Origin of the sequence: Kitasatospora sp. NPDC059722 (assembly GCF_042733235.1) — a bacterium.
Taxonomy (GTDB): domain Bacteria; phylum Actinomycetota; class Actinomycetes; order Streptomycetales; family Streptomycetaceae; genus Kitasatospora.
This window is the reverse complement of the sequence record NZ_JBHWGD010000064.1, coordinates 39517-51713: the sequence shown is the minus strand read 5'-3', so window position 1 is coordinate 51713 and position 12197 is coordinate 39517. Positions and strand designations below refer to the sequence as shown.

At 74.3% G+C, this 12197-nt stretch carries 12 protein-coding genes; 6 read left to right on the top strand and 6 right to left on the bottom strand.

Features of this window, described 5'->3' with window-relative positions; genetic code table 11:
* Positions 1–199 precede the first annotated feature (199 nt).
* Together ACFV4F_RS31635 and ACFV4F_RS31630 are read left to right on the top strand one after the other, a co-directional pair.
* A complete protein-coding gene (locus tag ACFV4F_RS31635; RefSeq protein WP_380438873.1) occupies positions 200–934 on the top strand; it encodes an MgtC/SapB family protein in 735 nt (244 codons plus the stop codon).
* A 48-nt stretch (positions 935–982) separates the two neighbouring features.
* Positions 983–1654: a YoaK family protein gene (locus ACFV4F_RS31630; protein ID WP_380507606.1), complete on the top strand. Its 672-nt coding sequence runs from the start codon at positions 983–985 to the stop codon at positions 1652–1654.
* A 12-nt stretch (positions 1655–1666) separates the two neighbouring features.
* Here the strand turns inward: ACFV4F_RS31630 and ACFV4F_RS31625 are convergent, their stop codons facing one another.
* The gene (locus ACFV4F_RS31625; RefSeq protein ID WP_380438877.1) at positions 1667–2212 is read right to left on the bottom strand and encodes a hypothetical protein; all 546 of its coding nucleotides are present in this window, start codon (positions 2210–2212) and stop codon (positions 1667–1669) included.
* Between the two features lie 110 nt (positions 2213–2322).
* Positions 2323–2976 (bottom strand): hypothetical protein, encoded by a 654-nt coding sequence (locus ACFV4F_RS31620; protein WP_380507603.1) that lies wholly within the window; start codon positions 2974–2976, stop codon positions 2323–2325.
* A 420-nt stretch (positions 2977–3396) separates the two neighbouring features.
* On the opposite strand from ACFV4F_RS31620, the gene ACFV4F_RS31615 reads away from it, so the two are divergent.
* Genes ACFV4F_RS31615 through ACFV4F_RS31605 form a run of 3 tightly spaced genes read left to right on the top strand, consistent with a single transcriptional unit; the run spans position 3397 to position 6889 of the window.
* Entirely contained in the window at positions 3397–3921 is a 525-nt protein-coding gene (locus ACFV4F_RS31615; protein ID WP_359963749.1) for a PadR family transcriptional regulator, read from the top strand.
* Positions 3918–4652, top strand: a complete 735-nt coding sequence (locus ACFV4F_RS31610; RefSeq protein ID WP_380438881.1) for an ABC transporter ATP-binding protein — start codon at positions 3918–3920, stop codon at positions 4650–4652. Before ACFV4F_RS31615 ends, ACFV4F_RS31610 begins: the two co-directional genes overlap by 4 nt.
* A complete protein-coding gene (locus ACFV4F_RS31605) occupies positions 4649–6889 on the top strand; it encodes an FtsX-like permease family protein (protein ID WP_380507601.1) in 2241 nt (746 codons plus the stop codon). The genes ACFV4F_RS31610 and ACFV4F_RS31605 overlap by 4 nt, the downstream gene beginning before the upstream one ends.
* Before the next feature lie 72 nt (positions 6890–6961).
* On the opposite strand, the gene ACFV4F_RS31600 is transcribed toward ACFV4F_RS31605, so the two are convergent.
* Positions 6962–7450 (bottom strand): NUDIX hydrolase, encoded by a 489-nt coding sequence (locus ACFV4F_RS31600; protein WP_380507598.1) that lies wholly within the window; start codon positions 7448–7450, stop codon positions 6962–6964.
* 21 nt (positions 7451–7471) lie between these two features.
* Positions 7472–8935 carry an SDR family NAD(P)-dependent oxidoreductase gene (locus ACFV4F_RS31595; protein WP_380438945.1) on the bottom strand — a complete coding sequence of 488 codons (1464 nt, stop codon included), beginning with the start codon at positions 8933–8935 and terminating at the stop codon, positions 7472–7474.
* A gap of 338 nt (positions 8936–9273) precedes the next feature.
* On the opposite strand from ACFV4F_RS31595, the gene ACFV4F_RS31590 reads away from it, so the two are divergent.
* Positions 9274–10713, top strand: a complete 1440-nt coding sequence (locus ACFV4F_RS31590; RefSeq protein WP_380438886.1) for a GuaB1 family IMP dehydrogenase-related protein — start codon at positions 9274–9276, stop codon at positions 10711–10713.
* Here the strand turns inward: ACFV4F_RS31590 and ACFV4F_RS31585 are convergent.
* Together ACFV4F_RS31585 and ACFV4F_RS31580 are read right to left on the bottom strand one after the other, a co-directional pair.
* Positions 10674–11585 carry a DUF5995 family protein gene (locus tag ACFV4F_RS31585; protein WP_380507596.1) on the bottom strand — a complete coding sequence of 304 codons (912 nt, stop codon included), beginning with the start codon at positions 11583–11585 and terminating at the stop codon, positions 10674–10676. The genes ACFV4F_RS31590 and ACFV4F_RS31585 overlap by 40 nt on opposite strands.
* Positions 11586–11701: 116 nt before the next feature.
* Positions 11702–12091, bottom strand: coding sequence for a DUF3224 domain-containing protein (locus tag ACFV4F_RS31580; protein WP_380498128.1), 390 nt, complete (start codon positions 12089–12091; stop codon positions 11702–11704).
* Positions 12092–12197 lie beyond the last annotated feature (106 nt).

The following is a 12197-nucleotide window of genomic DNA, read 5'->3' as shown; positions in this document are numbered from 1 at the left end:
GCAAGGTCGGCATGGGCGCCCTGCGCGCCTACCTGCTGATCGCGATGATCATGGTCATCATCAAGGTCGTCCAGACCGCCCTCGGGCACTGAGCCACCGTGAACCCACCGAACGGACGGGGGCGGGCCGAGGGCCTGCCGCCCGTCCGTTCCGCTTTCCCCTCCCGTCCGCCCGCCGTCTCCCCGTAGGAGGTGCCGCCGTGCACACCCTGACCACCGTCGAGTTCCTGGTCCGGCTGGCCACCGGCGTCGCCTGCGGCGCCCTGATCGGCGTCGAACGCCAGTGGCGCGCCCGGATGGCCGGCCTGCGCACCAACGCCCTGGTCGCCGCCGGCGCCACCCTGTTCGTCCTCTACAGCGAGGCCGTCGGCGACACCGGCAGCCCCACCCGGGTCGCCTCGTACGTCGTCTCCGGCATCGGCTTCCTCGGCGGTGGCGTCATCCTGCGCGACGGCGCCGGCGTGCGCGGCCTCAACACCGCCGCCACACTGTGGTGTTCGGCCGCCGTCGGGGTGCTCGCCGCCTCCGGCAAGCTCGAACTCGCCGTCCTCGGCACCCTCGCCGTGCTCGCCGTCCACCTCGTGCTGCGCCCGGCCGGGCGGCTGCTCGACCGCGCCCCGCAGTCCGGCAGCGACCCGGACTCCACCAACCGCGCGACCGTCCACGTGGAGTGCGACCGCAAGTCCGAGGCGCACATCCGGGCCCTGCTGCTCCAGTCCCTGTCGGCCTCCGGGCTCACCCCCACCGGCCTGCGCGCCCGCCGTGCCGACAACGGCGAGGCCACCAGCCTGCGCGCGACCGTCGCCATCACCGGCCAGGTCGCCCCCGCGCTGGAGCAGGTCGTCACCCGGCTCTCCCTCGAACCGGGCGTGCGCGACCTCCACTGGCACGTCGAGGACGAATCGGACGATCCCGGCGCCCCGGCGCTCGCGTGAGGGAGTAGAACGGAGGGACCGTCAGACCGTCCACCGCCAGGAGGCCCGATGCTCACTCCCGACCCCAGGCACGGGCCGCTCGTGCCGCTGCTCCTGGTGCTCACCGTCGTCACCGGCGTGGTCGACGCGGTCAGCTACCTCGCGCTCGGGCACGTCTTCGTCGCCAACATGACCGGCAACGTGGTGTTCCTCGGCTTCGCCCTGGCCGGCGCGGCCAACCTCTCCGCGACCGCGTCGCTCGCCGCCCTCGCCGCCTTCCTCGTCGGCGCCCTGGCCGGCGGGCGCCTCGCCGACCGTCTGCCCGAGCACCGGGGACGGCTGCTGCGGGCGGCGGTGGCGGCCCAGGCGGCGCTCGTCGTCGTGAGCACCGTCCTGGCGGCGGCGGCCGGGCACACCGCCGACCCGGTCCGCTACGCGCTGATCGGGCTGCTCGCCCTGGCGATGGGCGGCCAGAACGCGGTGGTGCGCTCGCTGAAGGTGCCCGACCTGACGACGACGGTGCTGACCATGACGATCACCGCCCTCGCCGCGGACCGCTCCGGCCCCCGCCGGCTGGCCTCCGCGGTCTGGATGCTCGCCGGGGCCCTGCTGGGCGCCCTGCTCGTCCTCCACGCGAACGTCCCGACGGCGCTGGCCCTGGCCTCGGCTCTGCTGGTCGCCGTCGCGGCCGTCCTCCACCGCGCCTCCCGCACCACCCAGCCCTGGGCGGCGCGGCCGTGACCAGGGCGTGTCTCAGGGGTGGTAGATCTCCTTCATCGCCGTGATCTTCCCCTGCTCGTTCCGGTGGACCGCGAAGTACGGCGTGCTGGCCAGCTTGTACGTGGCCAGCTCGGCCGGCGCGATCGTGCGCTCCTTGGTGCCCTTGCCGGTGAACTCGATGACCTGCACCACCGCGTTCTTCGTCAGCTGGTAGCCCGTGGCGTCGCCGGTGGGGGTGTACTCGACGAGCTCCTCGTTCTCCGCCTTGTAGCCGCAGCTCACCGGCGTCAGGGTCACCTTGGTCACGCCGCCCGCGGTGGTCGCGGAGTCGAACTTGACGAAGTCCGGCCGGGCCGGGTCCGGGTGGCAGGGCTTGAGCGCCGCAGAGGCGGTCGGCGCGGGCGTGGTGGGTGCCGCGCTCGCCGTCGGGGCGGGCGCGGGCGCGCCGGAGGCGGCCGTGGTGGGCGCCGGCGAGGCGGCCGCGGGCGCGGGGTCCGGGTCGTCCGGCCCGCAGCCGGTGACGAGTGCGGCCAGGCCCAGCGCGAGCGCGGCGGCCAGGGCGGTGCGGCGGTGCTTCATGTCTGTGGTCCCCCGGGTGCGGTTGGCTGCTCGGGCCTGTCTTCGAACCCCCGCCTGCCGTGCGGCGCGAGACAGGCCTTACGGGAGACGCGGATCGGCCCCGGTCGGTTTCAGTCGTCCTGCCGGTGGCCCGCGCGGCCGCTCCAGAGGGGTTCGAGTCGGGCCCAGGAGCGCGTCCAGGACTCGTCGGACCGCCGTTCGAGGGCCCGGAGCCGCAGGCGGAGCCCGACGACGACGAGCGCGACGAGGGCGAGCAGCGTGCCGGCGCCGATGCAGGTGGCGGACGCGACGACGGCGCCGCGGTCGAGCGGGGGAGCGGTGACGGTGCCGTCGGGGTCGACCCAGATGCGGACGGTGCTGCGGACAGCGGCCGTCCGGGGCGCCTGGACGGTGCCGGTGTGCGGCTGCCCGTCGGGGTACGTCCAGCTCGCCTCGGCCTCGACGCGGCTCTCGTACCCGCCGGCGAGCCGGCCGGCGGAGGTGCCGTGTTGGGGCGGGCCGAGCACGACGGCGTCGACCTGGTGGAGCCGGCCGTGGTCGGCGGCGGCCCGGGGCGCGGCGGAGCGGTAGCTGACGAGGGCGCCGGCGGTGGCGAGGGCGAGGGCGAGCAGCAGTCCCAGCGCGGCGACGGCCCAGGCGCGGGCGCGGGAGCGGTCCACGGACCGGGCGAGCGGTTCGCGCCGTCCGCCGAGGGCCCGTCGCAGCTGGCGGCCGGTCCGCCGCGGGAGCGACGCCGGCCGGGCCGGCCGGGGGCTGCTGGACACGATGACGGCTCCTCAGGTGTGTTGGGACTGTGCAGTGGTGAACGGTGTTCCGTTACCCAATGTCCACCCCGCGCGAACCCGCGCACAAGAGCCGTGCGGGTTCGCACGAACGCGGCGTGTGACGGCCGGGCGCCGGTGGCGGCGGCCTCGGCGGCCGGAACGGGGTGACCGGAACGGGACGTTCGGCCCTCGGCAGGGCGGCGCGGGCGGGGCAGGCTTGGAACCGGGCCGTGCCTCCCGTGCCCGGGTGCAGCCCGGCCCGGTTCGCCGTGGGGGCGTCGGGCCGCGGTGCGCGGCAGGGGGCGGGTGTGGGGCCCGCCTCCTGCCCGCCGTACCCGGGGTTCTGACGTCGCGCCAGGTCAGCGGCTTGTTCTCGCCGGATATACACTCGGAGTATACGCGTGGGGTATGGTCCTCTCCATGAGTGTTCCCTTGACCCTGCTCGGGCTCCTGGAACGGGAGCCGAGCCACGGCTACGACCTCAAGCGCGACTACGACGCCCTGTTCGGCCGCGGCAAACCCCTCCCGTACGGTCAGGTCTACGCGACGCTCGGCCGCCTCGCCCGCGACGGCAAGGTGGTCGCCGGCGAGGCGGAGCCCGGCGACGGTCCCGAGCGCAAGCGCTACGTGATCACCGAGACCGGCGCGACGGAGTTCGAGACCTGGCTGACCGAGCCCGTCGCGCCCGAACCCAACCTGCAGAGCACGCTGTTCACCAAGGTCGTGCTCGCCCTGATGCTCGGCCGCGACGCCCAGGACTACCTGGACACCCAGCGCGCCGCCCACCTGCGCCGGATGCGCGAGCTCACCGACCTGCGCCGCACCGGCCCCCTGGTGGACGCCCTGCTGGCCGACCACGGCCTGTTCCACCTGGAGGCGGACCTGCGCTGGATCGACCTCACCGCCGCCCGCCTGGGCGCCCTCGCCGCGGAGGTGCGGCGATGACCGCCGTGATCGAGGCCCGCGACATAGCCCTGTCCTTCGGGGAGACACCCGCGCTGCGCGGGGCCAGTCTCTCGGTCGAGGCCGGCGAGGTGCTGGCCGTCATGGGCCCGAGCGGGTCGGGCAAGTCGACGTTATTGCACTGCCTGGCCGGCATCCTGGTGCCCGACGCCGGCGAGGTGCACTTCGACGGACAGCGGATCGACACCATGGCCGAGGCCCGGCGCAGCGCCCTGCGCCGGGACCGCTTCGGCTTCGTGTTCCAGTTCGGCCAGCTGGTGCCGGAGTTGACGGCCGAGGAGAACGTCGCCCTGCCGCTGCTGCTGAACGGCGTGCGCCGCGCCGCCGCGCTGGCCGACGCCCGGCCGTGGTTCGCCAGGCTCGGCCTGGACGGCATGGAGAAGCGCCGCTCCGGCGAGCTGTCGGGCGGTCAGGCGCAGCGCGTCGCCCTGGCCCGCGGCCTGGTGGCCCGCCCACAGGTGCTCTTCGCCGACGAGCCGACCGGCGCCCTGGACTCGCTGACCGGCGAGCAGGTGATGGACCTGATGGTCGCCTCGGCCCGCGAACAGGGCACGACCGTCGTCCTGGTGACCCACGAGCCCCGCGTCGCCGCCTACGCCGACCGCGAGGCGATCGTGCGCGACGGCTCGGCCCGGGTGCTCTCGGCGGGACCGGTGGCGGGGTCGGTGGCGGGGCAGGCGGCCGGACCGGTGGCGGGACCGGTGGCGCCGTGATCGCCTTCTCGCTCCGCCTGGCCGTCAGCGGCGGCCGGGAGGCGCTGGCCCGGCTGGCGATGATCGCGGCGGCCGTCGCGATCGGCGTCGGCCTGCTGCTCTCCACGTTCGCGAGCGTCAACGCGATCGGCCGGGCCAACGAGCGCCAGCTGTGGATGAATTCGGGCACCAAGAGCCGGGCCGAGGCGCCGGCCGCCGTCGACCCGCTCTGGTGGTACGCGCACGGCGACTTCTACGACGGCAAGGAGGTCTTCGAGGTCGAGGTCGCCCCGACCGGCCCCACCTCGCCCGTCCCGCCGGGCCTGACCGGGCTGCCGGCCCCCGGCGAGTACTACGCCTCGCCCGCGCTGGAGAAGCTGCTGCGCGACGTCCCGGCCGTCCAACTGGGCGACCGCTTCCCCGGCCGGCTCGCCGGCACCCTGGGCGACGCCGCGCTGCCCTCCCCGGACAGCCTGTCGGTCGTCATCGGCCGCACGGCGGACGAGGTCAGGGCGGGGCCGCGCGCCCGGCAGATCACGACGATCGCCACCACCCTGCCCGCCGACTGCGACAACGACTGCTTCGGCCACGGCGTGCGCGGCGACGCGATGACGCTCATCCTCACCGTGGTGGCCGGCGCGCTGATCTTCCCGGTGCTGATCTTCATCGGCACCGCGACCCGGCTGTCCGCCGCCACCCGCGAACAGCGCTTCGCCGCGATGCGGCTGGTGGGCGCGACACCCCGGCAGGTCTCGGTGATCTCGGCGGTCGAGTCCACGGTGGCGTCGGCGGCCGGGACGGTGCTCGGCTTCGCGCTCCACGCGGCGCTGCGCCCGCTGGTGGCCGAGGTCCCGTTCACCGGGAGCCGGTTCTTCACCTCCGACCTGACCTTGACCGTCCCGCAGGTGCTCGGCGCCGTGGTGGGCGTGCCGGTGGCGGCGGCGCTCGCCGCCCGGTTCGCGCTGCGGCGGGTCACGATCTCGCCGCTGGGCGTCTCCCGCCGGGTGACGCCGAAGCCGCCGAGCGCCTGGCGGGTGGTCCCGCTGCTGGCGGGGCTGGGCGAGCTCGGCTACTTCGTCGACAACCGCCCGCCGACCACCAACGGTCAGTCGGCGGCCTACCTGACCGGCTTCCTGCTCGTGATGCTCGGCCTCGTGGTGGCCGGCCCGTGGCTGACGATGGTCGTCGCCCGGGCGGTGGCCCGGCGGACCGGCCGGCCGGCCTCGCTCATCGCGGTGCGCCGCCTCGCGGACGACCCGAAGGCCGGGTTCCGCTCGGTGGCCGGGCTGGTGCTGGCGCTGTTCGTGGTCACCTCGACGGTGAGCGTCATCGGTACGATCAACGCCAACCGCGGTGCGCTGAGCGGTGATCCGGAGATCCGCAAGGCCGTCGTCCACGCCCCGTCGTTCGACCTCTTCCGCTCGGACGCGATGGGCACCGTGCCCGACTCCGTGCTCGCCTCCGCCCGCGCCGTGCCCGGCTTCCGCGGCCTGGCACTGGCCCACGACAACCCGGCCGGGCTCGGCCGGGAGTACCACGGCTCCGAGGCCATGCCCGCGCCCGCGCTGGTGCTCTGCCCGGAGCTGGCGCAGGTCCCGGTGATCGGCCACTGCGCGCCGGGCGCGGCCGTCGCCCTCGTCCCGCTCTGGCAGTTCGTCGACCTGAGGGAGGCGAGCGCCCAGGAGTGGCCCGCCGCTCCGATCTCCGTGCAGGACGCCGCCGCGCTGCCGGTGCGCATGGTCTACACGACCACCGACGGTTCGTCGGCGGCCATGGAACAGCTGCGGACGCTCTTCACCAGGGCCTACCCGACGTACGAGGCGCGGATGGCCGCCGACTGGGGCACCGTGTCGCAGAAGCAGCTCCAGGGCTGGCGCCAACTCGCGAACGTCGTCCTGCTGACCACCCTGCCGATCGCCGGGTGCAGCCTCGCGGTGAGCGTGGTCGCCGGACTCTCCGACCGCAGGCGGCCGTTCGCCATCCTGCGGCTGACCGGGGCGCCGCTGCGGCTGCTGCAACGGGTGATCGGGCTGGAGAGCGCGCTGCCGCTCCTGGTGGTCGCGGCGATCTCGATCGGGACGGGCTTCGCGGCGGCGGCGATGTTCCTCACGTCGCAGATGGACTACGACCTGGTGTCGCCGGGCGCGCTCTACTACGGGCTGACGGGCTTCGGCCTGCTCGCCTCGCTCGGCATCATCGCCTCGACGCTGCCGCTGCTGAGGCGGATCACCGGGCCGGAGGCGGCGCGCAACGGCTGACGGGCGGGATCCGGTCGAGCGGCTGGTGTCCCGGGGCAGCAGGGGAGCCCCGGGACACCGGTGTGCTCCGGCTCAGCCGATCCGGTAGCCGTGCGTGCCGGGGCGGCGCACCCCGTCCATGCCCGGCAGCCACGCGCCGAGGACGAGGGCGGACGGGTAGAACATCGGCTCCGGCAGGGCGTCCACCGCGAAGCGCTCCCAGCCCGCGCACGCGTGCGGCTCGGTGACCAGCGCCTCGGCGAGGCTCGGCGGCGCGAGCACGGCGGCGGTCAGCCGGGGCCGGCCGAGCTCGTGGTCGAGCAGCACGGCCAGCACCCGCATCTCGTCGGCCGGCAGCACGATGCCGGTCTCCTCGGCGAGTTCGCGCGCCGCCGCCTGCTCGAAGGACTCGCCCGGCTCCTCCACCTTCCCGCCCGGCAGGCTCCAGGTGGGCGGCTCGCCGGCGGTGGTGCGGCGGCCGACCAGCACCCGGCCGTCCCCGGTGGGCACGATGACGCCGGCGCCGAGCATCGGCGCGACCGTCCGGGCGGGGGCTGCCGGTCCGGGTGAGGTGGAGGTCAACTCGCGTTCTCCTTCGGGTGGTTACCAGTTGCCGCGCTCGTAGTCCTTGAGGAAGCAGCCGTACAGGTCCTCGCCCCGCTCGCCGCGCACGATCGGGTCGTAGACCCGGGCCGCGCCGTCGACCAGGTCGAGCGGGGCGTGGAAGCCCTCGTCCGCCAGGCGCATCTTGTCCGGGTGCGGGCGCTCGTCGGTGATCCAGCCGGTGTCGACGGCGGTCATCAGGATGCCGTCGCTCTCGAACATCTCCTGCGCGCTCGTGCGGGTCAGCATGTTGAGCGCGGCCTTCGCCATGTTGGTGTGCGGGTGGCCGGCGCCCTTGTAGCCGCGGGTGAAGACGCCCTCCATCGCGGACACGTTCACCACGTACTTGCGGCGCGACGAGGACGCGGCCATCGTCTGGCGGAGCCGGCTGATCAGGATGAACGGCGCGGTGGAGTTGCAGAGCTGCACCTCCAGCAGCTCCATCGGGCCGACCTCCGAGACGGTCTGCACCCAGCTGTTGGTGTCCGCGAGGTCGGGTACCAGGCCGCCGGCGTCGATCGCGGTGCCGGCCGCGATCCGGGCGGGCGTCGCGGAGCCGGTGACGAGCGCGAGCGAGGTGACGTCCTCGGCGGCCATCCGCAGGTCGGCCCCGCCCGCCTGGTGGGGGAGCGCGGGCAGGTCGACGCTGCCGCTGCCGAAGCGGCCGATGGTGGTGGCCTGCGGGAGCTCGCCGGCCGGCAGCGGCGCGGTCTCGGCGGCGACCAGCTCGCGGTAGGACTCCGGCGGGCGGCGGACGGTCTGCGCGGCGTTGTTGATCAGGATGTCCAGCGGGCCGTCGGCGGCGACCTCGTCCGCGAGCGCCATGACCTGGGCCGGGTCGCGCAGGTCGATCCCGACGATCTTGAGGCGGTGGATCCACTGGTCGCTGTCCGGCATCGCCTTGAAGCGGCGGATCGCGTCGTTGGGGAAGCGCGTGGTGATCGTGGTGTGGGCGCCGTCGCGCAGCAGCATCAGCGCGATGTACATGCCGATCTTGGCCCGGCCGCCGGTCAGCAGCGCGCGCTTGCCGGTGAGGTCGGCGCGGGCGTCCCGGCGGGCCCGGTTGAGCGTCGCGCAGGGCTGGCACAGGTTGTGGTAGAAGGCGTCGACCTCGACGTACCGCTTCTTGCAGGTGTAGCAGGAGCGGGGCCGCTCCAGGATGCCCGCGATCTCGGTCGTGGTGACGGTGGTCAGGCCGAACGCGCCGGCCGTCTCGTCGTCGATCCTGGTCGGCGCGCCGGTGGCCGTGCGGGCGGTGACCTCGCGGTCGTTGGCGGTCTTGCGGGCCCGGGTCTCCTGGCGGCGGCGCTGCTTGAGCGTGCGGAATATGCCGCCGACGGCCTGGCGGACGGTGATCGCGTCCGGGTGGTCGACGTGCAGCTCGTCCAGCTCCGCGATCACCTCGAGACAGAGCCGCAGGCGCTCGGGATCGAGGCCGGGACCGTAGTCGATCTCCTCCTCGATGCCCTCGACCGGGCTCTCCCGGAGGTGCTGTGCCGCTACTTGCTGATCGATGCCCACGCCCGCTGCCGTTTCCCGTTTCGCCTCGCCGTTACCGCGTGAATGCTACGGGAGTCGCCCCGGCCGGGGCGAAAGGTCGATCGTTTGGACGATCATCCAAGTCTACGCGCGAAGCTTTGATCTTGATTTGTGCACAGCGCCAGCAATCGTCCCCGAACTGGCTTTTGTCCCGACCCTCCCGGAGAATCGAATGTTGGGTGCCGGGCGCCCGAGTGCGCCCCGGCGGCATCGCCGCAACCGCACCCGAGGTGTACCTTCTCCCAGCCAGAGAGCCCCATTTCATGCGCTTCCTGAACGACCTCAAGCCCTCGTACGACCTGACGTACGACGACGTCTTCATGGTCCCCAGCCGTTCCGCCGTGGGCTCCCGGCAGGCAGTCGACCTCTCCTCGAACGACGGCACCGGCACCACCATCCCGCTGGTCGTCGCCAACATGACCGCCATCGCGGGCCGCCGGATGGCCGAGACCGTCGCCCGTCGCGGCGGCCTGGTCGCCATCCCCCAGGACATCCCCACCGAGGTCATCGCCGAGGTCATCGCCTGGGTCAAGCAGCGCCACCTGGTGTTCGACACCCCGATCACCCTCGCCCCCGGCGCCACCGTCGCCGAGGCCCTGTCGCTGCTGCCCAAGCGCGCGCACGGCGCCCTCGTGGTCGTCGAGGACGGCAAGCCCGTCGGCGTCGTCACCGACTCCGACTGCCAGGGCGTCGACCGCTTCACCAGCCTCGCCGACATCATGTCCCGCGACCTGCTGCTCCTCGACGAGGACGTCGACCCGCGCGCCGCCTTCGAGAAGCTCTCCGAGGCCCACCGCAAGCTCGCCCCGGTCGTCGACGCCGAGGGCCGCCTCATCGGCATCCTCACCCGCAAGGCCGCGCTGCGCGCCACCCTGTACACCCCGGCCGTCGACGCCGCCGGCAAGCTGCGGATCGCCGCCACCGTCGGCATCAACGGCGACGTGGCCGGCAAGGCCAAGGCCCTGATCGAGGCCGGCGCCGACGTGCTGGTCGTCGACACCGCGCACGGCCACCAGGAGAGCATGATCAGCGCGCTGCGCGCCGTGCGCGGCCTGGACCCGCAGATCCCGATCGTGGCCGGCAACGTCGTCTCCGCGGCGGGCGTGCGCGACCTCGTCGAGGCGGGCGCCGACATCCTCAAGGTCGGCGTCGGCCCGGGCGCCATGTGCACCACCCGCATGATGACCGGCGTCGGCCGCCCGCAGTTCTCCGCCGTCCTGGAGTGCGCCGCCGAGGCGCGCCGGCTCGGCAAGCACGTGTGGGCCGACGGCGGCGTCCGCCACCCGCGCGACGTCGCCATGGCGCTGGCCGCCGGCGCCTCCAACGTGATGATCGGCTCCTGGTTCGCCGGCACCTACGAGTCCCCGGGCGACCTCCACACCGCCGCCGACGGCCGCCAGTACAAGGAGAGCTTCGGCATGGCCTCGGCCCGCGCCGTGAGCAACCGCACCGCCCAGGACTCCACCTACGACCGCGCCCGCAAGGCGCTGTTCGAGGAGGGCATCTCGCACTCCCGGATGTTCATCGACCCGACCCGCCCGGGCGTCGAGGACCTGATCGACTCGATCGTGGCCGGCGTGCGCAGCTCCTGCACCTACGCGGGCGCCAACACGCTGGAGGAGTTCCACGAGAAGGCGATCGTCGGCGTCCAGAGCGCGGCCGGCTACGCCGAGGGCAAGCCGCTGCACTCCAGCTGGGCCTGATCCGCACGGGCGGCGCGTGCGCCCGCCCCGCCACCGTTCTCGGGTTCGCCGACCGGCCGGTTCCTCGCTTCGGGGAGCCGGCCGGCGGCCGTTCCCGCGGCCGTTCCCGCAGCCGTTCCTGCGGCCGGGTCGTGGTGGACGCCGTCGTGCAGGCCGAGCGGCAGCAGGAGCGCGCGGCCGAGCAGCCCCACCGAGCCGTCCAGCGCGGCGGCGAAGGCGTGCGCGGCGCACGGCACCCGGCGCAGCTCCCACAGCGCCCGCACCGCCGACCAGGCCGCCTCGCGGGCGGCGTCCACCGACCAGGCGCCCAGCAGGTGCGCGAGCGGCGCGGCCGGCTCCGGCAGCCCGTGCGCGCCCAGCAGCTGCTCCCGGACGGCGGCCTCCACCTCGGCCAGCACCCCGTTGACCCGGTGGTAGTCGTCCTCGACGTCCTCCGGTTCGCAGCCGAGCCGCCCGCACGCGTCCAGGACGGCCAGCGGGAGGTCGTGCTGGATGTGGGCGTTCATCCCGGCCAGGGCGAACTGCAGCGGGTGCACCCCGGTGTGGGCGCGCAGCTCGAACAGCGGCCGCCAGCAGGCGGGCGGCTCCCGCCCGGCGGCGTCGGCCGCCACCGCGAGCAGGTACCGCCCCGCGAACACCACGTCCAGCTCGGCCACCGCCGCCGGATCGGCGAAGTACGGACCACCGAGCCGCTCCCGGACCGCCTCCGTGACGGTGAGGTAGGCCCGGTTGAACACCGCCACCCCGTCCTCCGGCGGCAGCCCCGCCCCGAGCGCCCGCAGCCGGGCGACCACCCCGTCGACCGTGCCGTCCGGGTTCGTGACGTTTACTGCCGTGTCGTTCGCTCCTGTGCTCGCCGCCGCACCGGGCATGCGCCACCCTCCGATGTCGATCGTGCACTGATCGCATCATCGTGGCAGTGTGCCCGGCCGACCGGAGCGCGCGGCGCGCAGCCGACCGGGGGACGGTCGACGGAGGGGCGGCGGCGTCAGCCCAGCTCGTACTCCAGGACGTAGGTGTGCGCGCCGTCCTCGCCGACGGTCAGGTGGAACTCCCCGGTGAGCCCGGCCAACTCGCCCGAGCCGGTGCCCGGGACGACGCGTATCGTCACACCGGTGGTGTCCCAGGCGGCGTGCTGGAGCACGAACGAGCCCTTCCGCCCGTCCAGTTCACCCGTCACGTGCTCCACCGCGACGTACGAGGCCGGCGCGCCCGCGGCGTCCCCGACGGACGTCATCCGCACCTCGCTCGTGCCGGTGATCCCGCCGGTGAACGTCTTGGCGATCCGGATCCGGCCGAACGCCGCACCCGCCCGCTCCTCCGTCTCCACCGGCTCGAAGGCGGTCAGCTCGAACGCCCCGCTCGCCCTGTGCCCCATGGCGCTCTCCCCTCGACGAACGTCTCCGCGACCGACACCCCGTCGACCGCGATCAGAGCCTTGCACACAGCTCTGACAATCGCGCCCCACGCGGGTGAATGCCCTG

Excerpts from the sequence above, each read along its gene's own strand:
- ACFV4F_RS31585 (WP_380507596.1), bottom strand. The coding sequence starts at position 11,585 with ATGCCCGGTGCGGCGGCGAGCACAGGAGCGAACGACACGGCAGTAAAC.
- ACFV4F_RS31615 (WP_359963749.1), top strand. The coding sequence starts at position 3,397 with ATGAGTGTTCCCTTGACCCTGCTCGGGCTCCTGGAACGGGAGCCGAGC.
- ACFV4F_RS31590 (WP_380438886.1), top strand. The coding sequence starts at position 9,274 with ATGCGCTTCCTGAACGACCTCAAGCCCTCGTACGACCTGACGTACGAC.
- ACFV4F_RS31625 (WP_380438877.1), bottom strand. The coding sequence starts at position 2,212 with ATGAAGCACCGCCGCACCGCCCTGGCCGCCGCGCTCGCGCTGGGCCTG.
- ACFV4F_RS31610 (WP_380438881.1), top strand. The coding sequence starts at position 3,918 with ATGACCGCCGTGATCGAGGCCCGCGACATAGCCCTGTCCTTCGGGGAG.
- ACFV4F_RS31630 (WP_380507606.1), top strand. The coding sequence starts at position 983 with ATGCTCACTCCCGACCCCAGGCACGGGCCGCTCGTGCCGCTGCTCCTG.
- ACFV4F_RS31580 (WP_380498128.1), bottom strand. The coding sequence starts at position 12,091 with ATGGGGCACAGGGCGAGCGGGGCGTTCGAGCTGACCGCCTTCGAGCCG.